The sequence below is a fragment of the Malikia spinosa genome, assembly GCF_002980625.1.
In the GTDB taxonomy this organism is placed as follows: domain Bacteria; phylum Pseudomonadota; class Gammaproteobacteria; order Burkholderiales; family Burkholderiaceae_C; genus Malikia; species Malikia spinosa.
Window position 1 is genome coordinate 29,203 of the sequence record NZ_PVLR01000012.1, and the last position, 14,693, is coordinate 43,895.

General features: G+C 63.3%; 23 protein-coding genes and 1 tRNA gene. 22 read left to right on the forward strand and 2 right to left on the reverse strand.

Annotated elements, in window-relative coordinates:
* Positions 1-3: 3 nt before the first annotated feature.
* A complete protein-coding gene (locus tag C6P61_RS04465) occupies positions 4-975 on the forward strand; it encodes a hydrogen peroxide-inducible genes activator (protein ID WP_105728732.1) in 972 nt (323 codons plus the stop codon).
* Entirely contained in the window at positions 972-1,913 is a 942-nt protein-coding gene (locus tag C6P61_RS04470) for a UbiA family prenyltransferase (RefSeq protein ID WP_105728733.1), read from the forward strand. The genes C6P61_RS04465 and C6P61_RS04470 overlap by 4 nt, the downstream gene beginning before the upstream one ends.
* Before the next feature lie 60 nt (positions 1,914-1,973).
* Here the strand turns inward: C6P61_RS04470 and proC are convergent, their stop codons facing one another.
* Positions 1,974-2,810 (reverse strand): pyrroline-5-carboxylate reductase, encoded by an 837-nt coding sequence (gene proC, locus C6P61_RS04475; protein WP_105728734.1) that lies wholly within the window; start codon positions 2,808-2,810, stop codon positions 1,974-1,976.
* Between the two features lie 277 nt (positions 2,811-3,087).
* On the opposite strand from proC, the gene rplN reads away from it, so the two are divergent.
* The 19 genes from rplN (at position 3,088) to C6P61_RS04570 (ending at position 12,116) form a co-directional block, all read left to right on the forward strand.
* Positions 3,088-3,456, forward strand: coding sequence for a 50S ribosomal protein L14 (gene rplN, locus C6P61_RS04480; RefSeq protein WP_105728735.1), 369 nt, complete (start codon positions 3,088-3,090; stop codon positions 3,454-3,456).
* Between the two features lie 11 nt (positions 3,457-3,467).
* Positions 3,468-3,788, forward strand: coding sequence for a 50S ribosomal protein L24 (gene rplX, locus C6P61_RS04485; protein WP_105728736.1), 321 nt, complete (start codon positions 3,468-3,470; stop codon positions 3,786-3,788).
* A gap of 2 nt (positions 3,789-3,790) precedes the next feature.
* The gene (rplE, locus tag C6P61_RS04490) at positions 3,791-4,330 is read left to right on the forward strand and encodes a 50S ribosomal protein L5 (protein WP_105728902.1); all 540 of its coding nucleotides are present in this window, start codon (positions 3,791-3,793) and stop codon (positions 4,328-4,330) included.
* 8 nt (positions 4,331-4,338) lie between these two features.
* Positions 4,339-4,644 carry a 30S ribosomal protein S14 gene (gene rpsN, locus C6P61_RS04495; protein ID WP_105728737.1) on the forward strand — a complete coding sequence of 102 codons (306 nt, stop codon included), beginning with the start codon at positions 4,339-4,341 and terminating at the stop codon, positions 4,642-4,644.
* A gap of 19 nt (positions 4,645-4,663) precedes the next feature.
* Positions 4,664-5,059 carry a 30S ribosomal protein S8 gene (rpsH, locus tag C6P61_RS04500; protein ID WP_105728738.1) on the forward strand — a complete coding sequence of 132 codons (396 nt, stop codon included), beginning with the start codon at positions 4,664-4,666 and terminating at the stop codon, positions 5,057-5,059.
* A gap of 24 nt (positions 5,060-5,083) precedes the next feature.
* The gene (rplF, locus tag C6P61_RS04505; protein WP_105728739.1) at positions 5,084-5,617 is read left to right on the forward strand and encodes a 50S ribosomal protein L6; all 534 of its coding nucleotides are present in this window, start codon (positions 5,084-5,086) and stop codon (positions 5,615-5,617) included.
* Between the two features lie 11 nt (positions 5,618-5,628).
* On the forward strand, positions 5,629-5,985 hold the full coding sequence (gene rplR, locus C6P61_RS04510; protein ID WP_105728740.1) for a 50S ribosomal protein L18: 357 nt from the start codon (positions 5,629-5,631) through the stop codon (positions 5,983-5,985).
* Between the two features lie 17 nt (positions 5,986-6,002).
* Positions 6,003-6,518: a 30S ribosomal protein S5 gene (gene rpsE / locus C6P61_RS04515; protein ID WP_105728741.1), complete on the forward strand. Its 516-nt coding sequence runs from the start codon at positions 6,003-6,005 to the stop codon at positions 6,516-6,518.
* A gap of 11 nt (positions 6,519-6,529) precedes the next feature.
* Positions 6,530-6,712, forward strand: coding sequence for a 50S ribosomal protein L30 (gene rpmD / locus C6P61_RS04520; protein ID WP_105728903.1), 183 nt, complete (start codon positions 6,530-6,532; stop codon positions 6,710-6,712).
* A 13-nt stretch (positions 6,713-6,725) separates the two neighbouring features.
* Entirely contained in the window at positions 6,726-7,157 is a 432-nt protein-coding gene (gene rplO / locus C6P61_RS04525; RefSeq protein ID WP_105728742.1) for a 50S ribosomal protein L15, read from the forward strand.
* A gap of 23 nt (positions 7,158-7,180) precedes the next feature.
* Complete coding sequence (gene secY, locus C6P61_RS04530) at positions 7,181-8,500, forward strand: preprotein translocase subunit SecY (protein WP_105728743.1); 1,320 nt, start codon at positions 7,181-7,183, stop codon at positions 8,498-8,500.
* A gap of 3 nt (positions 8,501-8,503) precedes the next feature.
* Positions 8,504-8,722, forward strand: a complete 219-nt coding sequence (infA, locus tag C6P61_RS04535; protein ID WP_105728744.1) for a translation initiation factor IF-1 — start codon at positions 8,504-8,506, stop codon at positions 8,720-8,722.
* Between the two features lie 30 nt (positions 8,723-8,752).
* Positions 8,753-8,866, forward strand: coding sequence for a 50S ribosomal protein L36 (gene rpmJ / locus C6P61_RS04540; protein ID WP_072242940.1), 114 nt, complete (start codon positions 8,753-8,755; stop codon positions 8,864-8,866).
* Between the two features lie 18 nt (positions 8,867-8,884).
* Complete coding sequence (gene rpsM, locus C6P61_RS04545) at positions 8,885-9,250, forward strand: 30S ribosomal protein S13 (protein WP_105728745.1); 366 nt, start codon at positions 8,885-8,887, stop codon at positions 9,248-9,250.
* Between the two features lie 19 nt (positions 9,251-9,269).
* Positions 9,270-9,674, forward strand: coding sequence for a 30S ribosomal protein S11 (rpsK, locus tag C6P61_RS04550; RefSeq protein ID WP_105728746.1), 405 nt, complete (start codon positions 9,270-9,272; stop codon positions 9,672-9,674).
* A 161-nt stretch (positions 9,675-9,835) separates the two neighbouring features.
* On the forward strand, positions 9,836-10,459 hold the full coding sequence (gene rpsD / locus C6P61_RS04555) for a 30S ribosomal protein S4 (protein ID WP_105728747.1): 624 nt from the start codon (positions 9,836-9,838) through the stop codon (positions 10,457-10,459).
* 108 nt (positions 10,460-10,567) lie between these two features.
* Positions 10,568-11,554, forward strand: coding sequence for a DNA-directed RNA polymerase subunit alpha (locus C6P61_RS04560; protein WP_105728748.1), 987 nt, complete (start codon positions 10,568-10,570; stop codon positions 11,552-11,554).
* 71 nt (positions 11,555-11,625) lie between these two features.
* On the forward strand, positions 11,626-12,015 hold the full coding sequence (gene rplQ / locus C6P61_RS04565; protein ID WP_105728749.1) for a 50S ribosomal protein L17: 390 nt from the start codon (positions 11,626-11,628) through the stop codon (positions 12,013-12,015).
* 24 nt (positions 12,016-12,039) lie between these two features.
* Positions 12,040-12,116: transfer RNA gene (locus tag C6P61_RS04570), tRNA-Met, on the forward strand.
* A 52-nt stretch (positions 12,117-12,168) separates the two neighbouring features.
* Here the strand turns inward: C6P61_RS04570 and pgi are convergent.
* Positions 12,169-13,764, reverse strand: coding sequence for a glucose-6-phosphate isomerase (gene pgi / locus C6P61_RS04575; protein ID WP_170067320.1), 1,596 nt, complete (start codon positions 13,762-13,764; stop codon positions 12,169-12,171).
* A 122-nt stretch (positions 13,765-13,886) separates the two neighbouring features.
* Here pgi and C6P61_RS04580 point away from each other — a divergent pair, with 122 nt between their 5' ends.
* The gene (locus tag C6P61_RS04580) at positions 13,887-14,678 is read left to right on the forward strand and encodes an enoyl-CoA hydratase/isomerase family protein (RefSeq protein ID WP_105728904.1); all 792 of its coding nucleotides are present in this window, start codon (positions 13,887-13,889) and stop codon (positions 14,676-14,678) included.
* Positions 14,679-14,693 lie beyond the last annotated feature (15 nt).

A 14,693-nucleotide genomic window follows, 5' to 3' on the forward strand; every position in this document is an offset into this window, starting at 1 on the left:
CACATGACGCTGACCGAACTCAAGTACATCGTCGCCGTCGCGCGCGAACGCCATTTCGGCAAGGCGGCCGAGGCCTGCTTCGTCTCCCAGCCCACGCTCAGCGTGGCGATCAAGAAGCTGGAGGAAGAGCTCGAACTCAAGTTGTTCGAGCGCAACGCCAGCGAGGTCGCCGTCACCCCCTTGGGCGAGGAGATCGTGCGCCAGGCCCAGGTCGTGCTCGAGCAGGCGGCCTCGATCAAGGAGATCGCCAAGCGCGGCAAGGACCCGCTGGCCGGTCCGCTGCGCCTGGGCGTGATCTTCACCATCGGCCCCTATCTGCTGCCCGACCTGGTGCGCCAGGTGATCCAGCGCTCGCCGCAGATGCCGCTGATGCTGCAGGAGAACCTGACCGCCAAGCTGCTTGAGCAACTGCGCCTGGGCGAGATCGACTGCGCCATCCTGGCCGAACCCTTCCCCGACACCAACCTCGCGATTGCGCCGCTCTACGACGAGCCCTTTGTCGCGGTGGTGCCGGTGGCGCACCCGCTGGCGCAGCAGGACGAGGTCACGGCCGAGCAGCTCAAGCAGGAAACCATGCTGCTGCTGGGTGCCGGTCACTGTTTCCGCGACCATGTGCTCGAGGTCTGCCCCGAGTTTGCCCGTTTCTCGAACGACGCCGAGGGCATCAGGAAGAGCTTCGAGGGCAGCTCGCTCGAAACCATCCGCCACATGGTTGCCGCCGGCATGGGCGTCACGCTGGTGCCGCGCCTGAGCGTGCCGAGCTCGGCGCTTGGCCCCGGCGCCAAGACCCTGCCGCCCGGATCGGGCCCGGGCGATGCCTCCTACCTGCGCTACCTGCCGTTTGCCGGCGAGCCGCCGACGCGCCGCGTCGTGCTGGCCTGGCGTCGCAGCTTCACGCGCTACGAGGCGATCGCCGCGCTGCGCAATGCCATCTACGCCTGCGAACTGCCGGGCGTCAAGAGACTGTCCGCATGAACCACGCCAACGCTGCCGCGCTGCCGGCCTGGCGCGCCAAGCTCGCGCTCTACCTCGACCTGATCCGCTGGAACCGGCCCGCTGGCTGGTTGCTGCTGCTCTGGCCCACGCTGTCGGCGCTCTGGGTCGCTGCCAGTGGCTGGCCGGGCTGGCATCTGTTGCTGGTCTTCACGCTCGGCACCATCCTGATGCGCAGCGCCGGCTGCTGCATCAACGATGTCGCCGACCGCGATTTCGACCGTCATGTCAAGCGCACCGCGCAGCGCCCGATCACGAGCGGGCGCATGTCGGTGCGGGAGGCGCTGGCCGTCGGTGCCGCGCTGGCATTCGCCGCCTTCCTGCTGGTGCTGACGACCACGCCGGCGGCGATCCTGCTGTCTCTGCCGGCGCTGGCAGTGGCTCTTGTTTACCCCTACGCCAAGCGTCATGTCTCGATGCCGCAGGCGGTGCTGGGCGTGGCCTTCAGCTTCGGCATCCCGATGGCCTTTGGCGTCATGCAGGTCGAGTCTGGAGTGGCGGCCTGGTCCTGGAGCAGCCTGGTCGCGGCAGTGCCCTGGCAGGCCTGGGGCCTGGTCGTCAGCAACCTGTTCTGGGTGCTGGCCTATGACACCGAGTACGCGATGGTCGACCGCGACGACGACCTGCGCATTGGCATGAAGACCTCGGCCATCACGCTCGGGCGTTGGGATGTCGCGGGTGTGACCGCCTTCTACCTGCTGCACCTCGCGCTTTGGGGTGGGCTGCTGTGGCCTGCGGTCGGCGGGGCGGTGTTCGGTCTCGCGCTGGCGGCGGCGCTGGCCCAGGTGGTCTGGCATTACGGCATGATCCGCGAGCGCACGCGCGACGGCTGCTTTCGCGCCTTCCGCCTCAACCACTGGCTTGGCCTGACCTTGTTCCTGGGCGTGGCCGGCCACTACGCGCTCAAGGCGCTGGGCTGAACCTCGCGCGGCTCCGGTCGTCGAGAAAGCGCTGCGGTCGATTGCGGCGCAGCGCGCGGATCAGGCGCCGAACTCGTCGCCGAGTTCCTGCGCGCGCCGGCCGGCTGCATGCATGGCCTGCACGAAGGCTGCCTTGACCCCGCTGGCCTCCAGCGAGCTCAGCGCGGCATAGGTGGTGCCGCCCTTGGAGGTCACGCGCTCGCGCAGCACCTCGGGCGGCTCGCTGGCGTCCTGGGCCAGTCGGGCGGCGCCGGCGAATGTGCCGATCGCGAGCCGGGTCGCGGTCTCGGCGCTCAGGCCCATTTCGGTGCCGGCCTGGCGCATTGCTTCCAGGAAATAGAACACATAGGCCGGGCCCGAGCCCGACAGCGCGGTCACGGCGTCGAGGTCGGCCTCGCGCTCGACCCACAGGTACTGGCCGGTGGTGCCGATCACGGCCTCGATCAGCCCGCGGTCCGCGGCGGCGACCGCTGCCCGCGCGTAGAGGCCGGTCATGCCCTGGCCGACCAGCGCTGGCGTGTTGGGCATGGCGCGCACGATGCGCTCGCTGCCGAGCCAGCTCGCCATGCTGTCGCTGCGGATGCCGGCGGCCACGCTCAGGTGCAGTGCGCCCGCCACCTGCGCCGCGCAGTCCTGTGCCACCGGCCTGAACACCTGGGGCTTGACGGCCCAGACCACCAGGCCGCAGCCTTGCAGCGCCGGGCCGGCTGCCGCCTCGGTGCGCACGCCGAACTGGGTCTGCAGCCGTGCGCGCTGCTCCGCCACAGGCTCGACGACCGTGATCTGGTCGCCGTTCAGGCCCTGCTGGATCAGCCCGCCGATGATGGCGCTGGCCATGTTGCCGCCGCCGATGAAGGCGATGCGGGTCGATGCGATGGGGGTCGGCTCTTGCTTCATGGGCACTGATCTTACCCGCGCGCACCGGGGCCTGGCCGGGGGCGGGCAGGGTGGCACTGGCCCTGCGGCGGCTGTCGCATCTGTCGGTAAAAACCCCTTGCCTAAATTGTGGAACTGGTAGATAATCGCTCTCTTCGCCCGTAGTGGGGGAAGTATCTGCCCAGCGAAGTCGGCCGGAGCGCGGTTGCAAACCGTGTGCTGGCTGCCAACGACGGGCCCAAGACTGATCGCCTGTGGCCGTGGTGGCCGCTGGGATTCAAGTTGGGACTTAAATCAAATGATCCAAACGCAATCTCGACTCGATGTTGCAGACAACACGGGCGCCAAGTCCGTGATGTGCATCAAAGTGCTGGGCGGCTCCAAGCGCCGTTATGCCAGCGTGGGCGACATCATCAAAGTGAGCATCAAGGAAGCCGCACCGCGTGGCCGCGTCAAAAAAGGCGAGGTCTACAACGCTGTGGTCGTCCGTACCGCTGCCGGCATCCGCCGCGGCGATGGTGCCAAGGTGAAGTTCGACGGCAATGCTGCCGTTCTGCTCAATGCCAAGCTGGAGCCTATCGGCACCCGCATCTTCGGCCCCGTGACGCGTGAACTGCGTACCGAAAAGTTCATGAAGATCGTGTCCCTGGCCCCTGAGGTCCTGTAAGGAATCGACACATGAACAAGATCCGTAAAGGCGACGAAGTCATCGTCATCGCTGGTCGCGACAAGGGCAAGCGTGGCACCGTGGTGCAGCGCGCTAACGAAGAGCGTCTGGTGGTTGAAGGCATCAACCTGGTCAAGAAGCACGCCAAGCCGAACCCCATGAAGGGTATCGCTGGCGGCATCGTCGACAAGACCATGCCTATCCACCAGTCCAACGTGGCTATCTTCAACGCCGCCACCGGCAAGGCCGATCGCGTCGGCGTCAAGGTGACTGAAGACGGCAAGAAAGTCCGCGTCTTCAAGTCTTCTGGCGAAGAAATCAAGGCAGCATGACCATGGCACGCTTTCAAGAAATCTACCGCGACAAGGTCGCACCGGCTCTGAAAGAGCAGTTCGGCTACAAGTCCGTCATGGAAGTGCCGCGCATCACCAAGATCACCCTGAACATGGGTGTGTCCGAAGCTGTTGCCGACAAGAAAGTCATGGACCACGCCGTCGGCGACCTGACCAAGATCGCCGGTCAAAAGCCCGTCGTGACCAAGGCCCGCAAGGCTATCGCTGGTTTCAAGATCCGCGAACAACAGCCGATCGGCTGCATGGTCACCCTGCGTGGCGCCCAGATGTACGAATTCCTGGACCGTTTCGTCACCGTGGCCCTGCCGCGCGTGCGTGACTTCCGTGGTATCTCCGGCAAGTCTTTCGACGGCCGCGGCAACTACAACGTTGGCGTCAAAGAACAGATCATCTTCCCCGAAATCGAATACGACAAGGTGGATGCTCTGCGTGGTCTGAACATCAGCATCACGACGACCGCCAAGACCGACGCCGAGTGCAAGGCACTGCTGGCTGGTTTCCGTTTCCCGTTCAAGAACTGAGGTGGTTTGTGGCTAAACAAGCTTTGCTCCAGCGCGAACTGAAGCGCGAGAAACTCGCCGCCAAGTTCGCCAACAAGTACAACGAGTTCAAGGCCATTGCCGGTGACGCCAAGCGTTCCGACGAAGAGCGTGATGCAGCCCGCCTGGGTCTGCAGAAACTGCCCCGCAATGCCAACCCGACCCGCCAGCACAACCGTTGCGAAATCACCGGTCGTCCCCGTGGCACCTTCCGTCAGTTCGGTCTGGCACGTGCCAAGGTTCGTGAACTGGCTTTTGCCGGCGAAATCCCCGGCGTGACCAAGGCCAGCTGGTAAGGCGCAAGGAGTACCCCAAATGAGCATGAGTGATCCTATCGCCGATATGCTGACCCGCATCCGTAACGCACAGATGGTCGCCAAGTCCATCGTGGCAATGCCGTCTTCCAAAGTGAAGACCGCCATCGCCCAAGTGCTGAAGGACGAAGGTTACATTGACGGATTCCAAGTCAAGACCGAAGCCGGCAAGAGCCAGCTCGAAATCGCCCTCAAGTACTACGCTGGCCGTCCGGTCATCGAGCGTATCGAGCGCGTCAGCCGTCCTGGTCTGCGTGTCTACAAGGGCACCAAGGACATCCCCCAGGTCCAAAACGGCCTGGGCGTCGCTATCGTCACCACCCCCCAAGGCGTGATGACCGATCGCAAAGCGCGCGCTGCCGGTGTCGGCGGTGAAGTTCTGTGTTTCGTCGCCTAACGCGCGCATTGAGGAGTATCTGAAATGTCTCGTGTAGGTAAGCAGGCAGTCGCCATTCCGCAAGGCGTGGAAGTGGCCATCAAGCCCGAAACCATCAGCGTCAAGGGTGCCCTGGGCGCCATGGAGCTGGCTCAGAACGCGCTGGTCAAGGTCGAAAGCGTTGACGGCAAACTGTCGTTCAGCCCGATCGGCGAATCGCGTGAAGCCAATGCAATGAGCGGCACCATCCGCCAGTTGGTCAACAACATGGTCAATGGTGTGAGCAAGGGCTTCGAGAAGAAGCTGACCCTGATCGGCGTGGGCTACAAAGCCGCCGCCTCGGGCAACAAGCTCAACCTGGCTGTTGGTTTCTCGCACCCGGTGAACATCGAGATGCCTGCTGGCATCACGGTCGCCACCCCGACCCCGACCGAAGTCGTGATCAAGGGCGCTGACCGTCAGCGTGTTGGCCAGATCGCTTCTGAAGTCCGTGCCGTGCGTCCTCCCGAGCCTTACAAGGGCAAGGGCATCCGTTACTCGGATGAGAAGGTCGTGATCAAAGAGACCAAGAAGAAATAAGGACTGCGAACATGTTGACGAAAAAAGAACAGCGTTTGCGCCGTGCCCGTCAGACCCGCATCCGCATTGCACAGCAAGGCGCCGTTCGTCTGACCGTGAACCGTACCAACCTGCACATCTATGCCAGCGTCATCTCTGGCGACGGCAGCAAGGTGCTGGCATCGGCCTCCACCGTCGAAGCAGAAGTGCGTGCTCAGCTGGGCAATGGCGGCAACAAGGCTGCGGCCGAGCTGATCGGCAAGCGCATCGCTGAAAAGGCGAAGGCTGCTGGCATCGAGAAAGTGGCCTTCGACCGTTCGGGCTTCGCCTACCACGGCCGTGTCAAAGCCCTGGCAGACGCCGCGCGTGAAGCCGGCCTGCAATTCTGATTGGACGGGATACGCAAATGGCTAAATTTCAAGCTAACGTGAAGAGCGAAGCTGACGACGGCTTGCGCGAAAAGATGATTGCTGTCAACCGCGTGACCAAAGTGGTCAAGGGCGGTCGCATCATGGCTTTCGCCGCACTGACCGTGGTTGGCGATGGCGACGGCCGCGTCGGTATGGGCAAGGGCAAGTCCCGTGAAGTGCCGGCCGCTGTGCAAAAAGGCATGGACGAAGCCCGCCGCAACATGATCAAGGTTTCGCTGAAGAATGGCTCCCTGCACCATGCAGTCAAGGGTCATCACGGCGCAGCCAACGTCATGATGCTGCCGGCCGCCAAGGGTACCGGCATCATCGCCGGCGGCCCGATGCGCGCTGTCTTCGAAGTGCTGGGCATCACCGACGTCGTGGCCAAGAGCCATGGCTCGAGCAACCCTTACAACCTGGTCCGCGCCACTCTGGACGCTCTGAAGAACTCGACCACCCCGTCTAGCGTCGCTTCCAAGCGCGGCAAGTCGGTGGAAGAGATTCTGGGCTGATGGGAGAGATCATGACTGCCAATAACACCATCAAGGTTCAACTGGTTCGCAGCCCTATCGGCTGCAAAGAGGACCATCGCGCCACCGTGCGCGGACTGGGCCTGCGCAAAATCAACAGCACCAGCGAACTGCAGGACACCCCTGCAGTGCGCGGCATGATCAACAAGATCAGTTATCTGATCAAAGTGATCTGATCGGAGTCAAGACATGGAACTCAACACTCTCAAGCCCGCTGCCGGTGCCAAGCACGCCAAGCGTCGCGTGGGCCGTGGCATTGGCTCCGGTCTCGGCAAGACCGCTGGCCGTGGCCACAAGGGCCAAAAGTCGCGTTCGGGCGGCTACCACAAGGTCGGTTTCGAAGGCGGTCAAATGCCTTTGCAACGTCGACTGCCCAAGCGTGGCTTCAAGTCCCAGACTCTGAAGTACAACGCCGAAGTGACTCTGTCCGACCTGCAAGCGCTGGGCGTTGCAGAAGTCGATCTGCTGACTCTCAAAGCCGCCGGTCTCGTGCCGGAAATGGCCAAGAAGGTCAAGGTCATCAAGACCGGTGAACTGACTCTGGCTGTTAAGCTGACTAACGTCGGCGCAACTGCTGGCGCCAAGGAAGCCATCGAAGCCGCTGGCGGCTCGTTGGTTTGATCGGGTTTTAACCGGAACTGCTCGTGGCCACTAACGCTGCAACCCTCGCGAAGACAGGCAAGTTCGGCGACCTCCGTCGTCGACTCGTATTCTTGCTGCTGGCATTGGTCGTCTACCGTATCGGGGCTCATATCCCGGTGCCAGGTATCAATCCCGACCAGCTGGCCCAGCTCTTCAAGGGCCAGCAGGGCGGCATCCTGAACCTGTTCAACATGTTCTCGGGCGGAGCGCTGTCGCGTTTCACCGTGTTCGCGTTGGGGATCATGCCCTACATCTCGGCTTCCATCGTCATGCAGCTCATGGGCTATGTACTGCCCGCTTTTGAGCAAATGAAGAAGGAAGGCGAAGCTGGCAAGCGCAAGATCACGCAGTACACCCGCATCGGCACCGTGGGCCTCGCCATCTTCCAGTCGCTCGGCATTGCCATGGCACTGGAAGGTACGCAAGGCCTGGTGATCGACCCTGGTTTCGGCTTCCGCCTGACCACCGTCGTGACCCTGGTCGCCGGTACGATGTTCCTGATGTGGCTGGGTGAGCAAATCACCGAACGTGGCCTGGGCAACGGTATCTCGATCCTGATCTTTGCCGGTATCGCTGCGGGTCTCCCCAGTGCTATCGGTGGCCTGTTCGAACTGGTTCGCACCGGTGCGATGGCTCCCCTGGCGGCGATCTTCATCGTCGCCCTGGTGATCCTCGTGACCTACTTCGTGGTGTTCGTCGAGCGCGGACAACGCAAGATCCTGGTGAATTACGCACGCCGTCAGGTGGGCAACAAGGTGTATGGCGGTCAATCGTCGCATCTGCCGCTCAAGCTGAACATGGCTGGCGTGATTCCCCCGATCTTCGCTTCGTCCATCATCCTGCTGCCCACTACCGTGGTGAGCTGGGTCAGTACCGGTGACGGTACGCGCTGGTTGCGCGACATTGCTTCGGCACTGTCGCCGGGACAGCCGATCTATGTGGCGTTCTACGCTGCGGCGATCGTGTTCTTCTGCTTCTTCTACACCGCGCTGGTATTCAACAGCCGGGAGACCGCAGATAACCTGAAGAAGAGTGGTGCGTTCATTCCGGGCATTCGCCCGGGTGACCAAACGGCCAGGCATATTGACAAGGTGCTGGTGCGCTTGACGCTGGCTGGTGCGATCTACATCACGCTGGTCTGTCTGCTGCCGGAGTTCCTGATCCTGAAGTACAACGTTCCGTTCTACTTCGGCGGTACTTCGCTGCTGATCATCGTGGTGGTGACCATGGACTTCATGGCCCAGGTGCAAAACTACCTGATGTCGCAACAGTACGAGTCCTTGTTGAAAAAGGCCAACTTTAAGGCAGCTCCGGGTGTCTGAGAAATGGCCAAGGATGATGTGATTGAGATGCTGGGCGAGGTGGTAGAAAACCTCCCCAACGCCACGTTCCGGGTCAAGCTGGAAAACGGGCACGTGGTCTTGGGCCACATTTCGGGCAAGATGCGCATGCACTACATACGCATCCTGCCTGGTGACAAGGTCAAGGTCGAATTGACGCCCTATGACCTTACGCGTGCCCGGATCGTGTTCCGCGCCAAGTAAAGAGTTTTGAGATTTCTTCAGGAGAATGACATGAGAGTTTCGGCTTCGGTCAAGAAAATGTGCCGCAACTGTAAGATCATCCGTCGCCATGGCGTCGTGCGCGTTATTTGCACCGACCCGCGACACAAGCAGCGTCAAGGCTGATAGGTTTAAGGGACCACCATGGCACGTATTGCTGGTATCAACATTCCGCCTCACAAGCACGCCGAAATCGGCCTGACTTCCATCTTCGGTATCGGCCGCACCCGTGCGCGCCAGATCTGCGAAGCTTGTGGCATCGACTACAACAAGAAGATCAAGGATCTGTCCGACGTCGAACTCGAAAAAGTTCGTGACGTGGTCAACTCCTACACGATCGAAGGCGACCTGCGCCGCGAAACCACGATGAACATCAAGCGTTTGATGGACATCGGTTGCTACCGCGGTTTCCGTCATCGCCGCGGCCTGCCGGTCCGCGGTCAGCGCACCAAGACCAATGCTCGTACCCGCAAGGGCCCGCGCAAGGCAGCACAGTCGCTGAAGAAATAAACCGGATTGAAGGATCACCATGGCTAAGCAACAATCCAGCAGCGCCGCCGCCCGCGTGCGCAAGAAGGTTCGCAAGAACATTGCTGACGGCATCGCGCATGTCCACGCTTCGTTCAACAACACGATCATCACCATCACCGACCGCCAGGGCAACGCCCTGTCGTGGGCTTCGTCGGGTGGCCAGGGCTTCAAGGGTTCGCGCAAGTCGACTCCTTTCGCCGCTCAGGTCGCTTCCGAAGTGGCTGGTCGTGCCGCGATCGAACAGGGTATCAAGAACCTGGACGTCGAAATCAAGGGCCCGGGTCCGGGTCGCGAATCCTCGGTGCGCGCCCTCGGCGCCCTGGGCATCCGCATCTCCTCGATCTCCGACGTGACCCCGGTGCCGCACAACGGCTGCCGTCCGCAAAAGCGTCGTCGTATCTGATCGCTTGCCGATCGGTACGAGAGCGCTATAATCCAAGGCTTTTGTTTTGGTCGCCACCGCAGTGTCGCTGCGGTGGTGTTTGTCGTTAAGACCACCGCCACCCCGTGTCTGGGGCGGCTCCCGCAAGTCAAGTCTTGCGGTAGTGCATAAAAGGAATCAACGTGGCACGTTATATCGGCCCTAAGGCCAAACTTTCCCGCCGTGAAGGCACCGACCTGCTGCTCAAGAGCGCCCGCCGCTCGATCAGCGACAAGTCGAAGTTTGAAACCAAGCCGGGCCAGCATGGCCGTACCTCGGGTCAGCGTACCTCCGACTTCGGCCTGCAGCTGCGCGAAAAGCAGAAGGTCAAGCGTATCTACGGCGTGCTCGAGCGCCAGTTCCGCCGCTACTTCGCTGAAGCCGACCGTCGCCGTGGCAACACCGGCGCGACCCTGCTGTCGCTGCTGGAATGCCGCCTGGACAACGTCGTCTTCCGCATGGGCTTTGCCTCCACCCGTTCCGAAGCACGCCAGCTGGTGTCGCACAAGGCGATCCAGGTGAACGGCCAGAGCGTCAACATCCCGTCGTACTCGGTCAAGGCTGGTGACATCATCGCCGTGCGCGAGAAGTCGAAGAAGCAAGCCCGCATCATCGAAGCGCTGGAACTCGCCAAGCAAATCGGCTTCCCCGCCTGGGTTGAAGTCGCTGCCGACAAGGCAGAAGGCGTGTTCAAGAAGTCGCCTGACCGCGACGAGTTCGGTTCCGACATCAACGAATCGCTGATCGTCGAACTGTACTCGCGTTAATCGCGAGAGTCTCCCTAGTGCCCGGATTCTGCTCAGCTGCGGAGTCCGGGATTTGTGCTCCATCGGCCTTATCGGCGTAACGAGCCGAGGGTATTGAAGGAAGTCCGAATGCTGAATAATCTGCTCAAGCCCAAGAACATCAACGTCGAGCAACTGACGGCCAACAAGGCCAAAGTCGTGCTCGAGCCCTTCGAGCGCGGTTACGGCCACACGCTGGGCAATGCCCTGCGCCGTGTGCTGCTGTCCTCCATGGTGGGACATGCTCCGACGGAAGTGACGATCGCGGGTGTGGTGCACGAGTATTCCTCGATCGATGGCGTTCAGGAAGATGTCGTCAGCATCCTGCTCAACCTCAAGGGCGTGGTCTTCAAGCTGCATGGCCGTGACGAAGTCACGCTGAGCCTGCGCAAGGACGGCGCTGGCGTAGTCACTGCGGCTGACATCCAGACCCCGCACGACGTCGAGATCCTGAATCCCGAGCATCCGATCGCCACGCTGTCGGCCGGTGCCAAGCTCGACATGCAGATCAAGGTCGAGAAGGGCCGCGGCTATGTGCCGGGCAACGTGCGCCGTGGCGACGATTCGACCCGCGCCATCGGTCGCATCCTGCTGGACGCTTCCTTCTCCCCGATCAAGCGCGTGAGCTACGCGGTCGAGAACGCTCGCGTCGAGCAGCGTACCGACCTCGACAAGCTGGTGCTGGAGATCGAGACCAACGGTGCCGTCGGTCCGGAAGAGGCCGTGCGTGCCGCTGCCAAGATCCTGGTCGAGCAGCTGGCCGTGTTCGCGCAGCTCGAAGGCGCTGACGTGTTCGAGAATGGCGCCGTCAAGAGCGGTGTCACCCAGCAGTTCGATCCGGTGCTGCTGCGCCCGGTCGACGAGCTCGAACTGACCGTGCGTTCCGCCAACTGCCTGAAGGCCGAGAACATCTATTACATCGGTGACCTGATCCAGCGCACCGAGAACGAGCTGCTCAAGACCCCGAATCTGGGTCGCAAGTCGCTCAACGAAATCAAGGAAGTGCTGGCTTCGCGCGGCTTGACGCTGGGCATGAAGCTGGAAAACTGGCCGCCCGCCGGCCTTGAAAAGCACTGATCCCTTTTTCTGCCCCTGACCCCCTGCGGTACCTGATACGGCCGTAGGTAAATACTCAAAAGGAAACTACCATGCGTCACGGAAACGGACTTCGTAAACTCAACCGCACCAGCGCCCACCGCCAGGCCATGCTGCGCAACATGATGAACTCGCTGCTGACGCACGAGGCCATCAAGACCACCGTCCCGAAAGCCAAGGAACTGCGTCGCGTCGTCGAGCGCATGATCACCCTGGCCAAGGTCGACTCGGTCGCCAACCGCCGCCTGGCTTTCGACCGCCTGCGTGACCGCGACGTCGTCACCAAGTTGTTCAACGACCTGGGCCCGCGCTCGGCTACCCGTCCGGGCGGCTACACCCGCATCCTGAAGATGGGCTTCCGCGTCGGCGACAACGCCCCGATGGCCCTGATCGAGCTGGTCGACCGCGCTGAAACTTCGGTTGAAGCTCCGACTGCCGAATAATTCGTGCTAGAATCTAACTCTTGACGCGCGGTGGAGCAGCCTGGTAGCTCGTTGGGCTCATAACCCAAAGGTCGCAAGTTCAAATCTTGCCCGCGCAACCAGAATTTCGGTTCAGTTGATCAAAAAAGCCTGCTTATGCAGGCTTTTTTGTTTTTAGCCCTGGCTTGCCGCCAGCTCGATCTGCCGGGCCATGGTCTTGCCAAGCTCGACGCCCCACTGGTCGTAGGCGTGGATGCCCCAGATCGCGGCCTGGCAGAACACCTTGTGCTCGTAGAGCGCGACCATGGCGCCCAGCGTGTGCGGCGTCAGTTCGGCCAGCCAGAGCGTCGAATTCGGCACATTGCCGCGGAAGGTGCGGTGCGGCAGCAGCTCGGCCACGCGCGCCTCGTCCAGCCCGCTGGCGCGCAGCTCGGCCTCGGTCGCCGCCGCGTCGCGGCCCAGCGCCAGCGCTTGCGCCTGCGCCTCCAGGTTGAGCAGCGCGACCCGGTGGTGCTCGGCCGCCAGCGGCAGCGGGCAGTCTTCGCTGCGCACGCCGATGAAGTCGACCGGCACCCGGTGCTGGCCTTGGTGCAGCAGCTGGAAATAGGCATGCTGGCCTTCTATGCCGAGGCCGCCCCAGACGATAGGTCCGGTGCCGACCTCGACCGGGCTGCCGTCGACATGGGTCGACTTGCCGTTCGATTCCATGTCGAGCTGCTGCAAAAAGCGCGCGAAGTGGAACAGCCGGCTGGCATAGGCCGCGATCAGATGGGTCGGGCAGTCGAGGAAATTGCGGTTCCACACGCCCAGCAAGGCCAGCCGCAGCGGCATGTTCTGCTCCGGCGGCGCTTCCCAGAAATGGCGGTCCATCGCGTGGCCGCCGGCCAGGAAGGCGCGGAAAGCTTCGGCGCCGATCGCGATCGCCAGCGGCAGGCCGATCGCCGACCAGACCGAGTAGCGCCCGCCGACCCAGTCCCAGAAGCCGAAGGTGTTGGCCGGGGCATAGCCCTGGGCGGCCGAGACTGCCGGCGAGGCGGTCACGGCGATCAGGTGCTGCGCCTGCTGCTCGGGCGTCTGCAGGCCATGGTCGGCCAGCCAGCGCTGGGCCGAATTCGCCAGCGTCAGGGTTTCCTGGGTCGTGAAGGTCTTGCTCTGGACGATGAACAGCGTGCTGTCGGGCTTGCACCAGCGCAGCAGCGAGTGCAGCGCCCAGCAGTCGGGGTTGGAAACGAAGTGCACCCGCACCTCACGCGAGGCCTGGGCATCGAGCGCCTGTACCGCCATGCGCGGACCCAGGTCGGAGCCGCCGATGCCGATGTTGATCACGTTGCTGATGCGTTGGCCGCGGTGGCCGCGCCAGCGGCCGTCGCGGATGCGCTCGGCGGCGTCGAGGAAGCGGTCGAGCTCCTGGCGCACCGCGTCCGAGATTTCCGCGCCCCAGGGGGCGTCTGGCATGTCGGCACCGCGCAGCGCCATGTGCAGCACGGCGCGGTTCTCGGTCGCGTTGACGGGCAGGCCCTGGCGCTGGGCCTGGGCCTGCTCGAGCACGCGTGATTCAGCGGCCAGTTCGAGCAGGGCCTGCAGCACCTCGGGCGTGACCTGCTGGCGGCTGGCGTCGAGCTGCAGGCCGGCGACCTCCAGCTGCAGGCTGGCCTGGCGTTCGCCGGCCGGATCGGCCAGCAGCTCGCGCAGATGCGGCAGCGACTGATCGGCCAGACTCTGCAGCCGCTTCCAGGCCGCTCGTTGTTGGGGGGGAGTGAAAGGGTTCATCATGTGACAGCTGGATTTGCCATCAATCATGCCAGATCGGCAAGGACAAATAGGGGCAGGCGATTCTGGTCGGAATGAATCCCAGGCGAATGACTCGCGGCAAGGTAGGTGAAAATGACCTCATGAGCGCCATCCATCCCAACCCTTCATCCACCCCCCTGCTGACCGTGCAGGACGGCGTGGCCACCCTCACGCTGAACCGGCCGGAGCACCGCAACCGCCTGCAGGATTCCGACCTGGAGGCCTTGCTGGGGCAATTTGCCCAGATCGATGCTGACCCGTCGATCCGGGTGCTGGTGCTGCGTGCCAACACGCAGGGTCAGCCCCGGCCCGTGTTCTGTGCCGGCTACGACATCGGCGGCTTCGAGCAGGACGCGCAGGCCTCGAGCGCCTTCGAGCGCGTGCCTGACGCCCTGGCGGCGCTGCGCCCGGTCACAATCTGCGCCTTGAACGGCAGCCTCTACGGCGGCGCGACCGACCTGTTCCTGGCCTGCGACCTCAGGATCGCCTTGCAGGGGGTGGAGTTCCGGATGCCGGCCACGGCGCTGGGCCTGCATTTCTACCCGAGCGGGCTGTTGCGCTATGTCGAGCGCCTGGGCCTGGCAGCGGCCAAGCGCGCCTTCCTGACCGGACGTCCGTTCAGCGCCGACCAGTTGTGGCAGACCGGCTGTCTGGAGGCGCTGGCCGCACCCGAGCAGTTCGAGGCCGAGCTGCAGTCGCTGCTGGCGGATGTGATGGCCATGGCGCCGCGCACGCTCGAAGCCATCAAGCGCTCGCTCAACGAGATCGCGGCGGGCTGCCACGATCCGGCCGAGCTGCGCCAGCGCGAGCATGCCAGCACGCGCAGCACCGACTTCGCCGAAGGGCGGCGTGCCTTCGCCGAGCGGCGCCGGCCGGTTTTCACCGGCCAGTGAGCGCCGCCGGCCGGT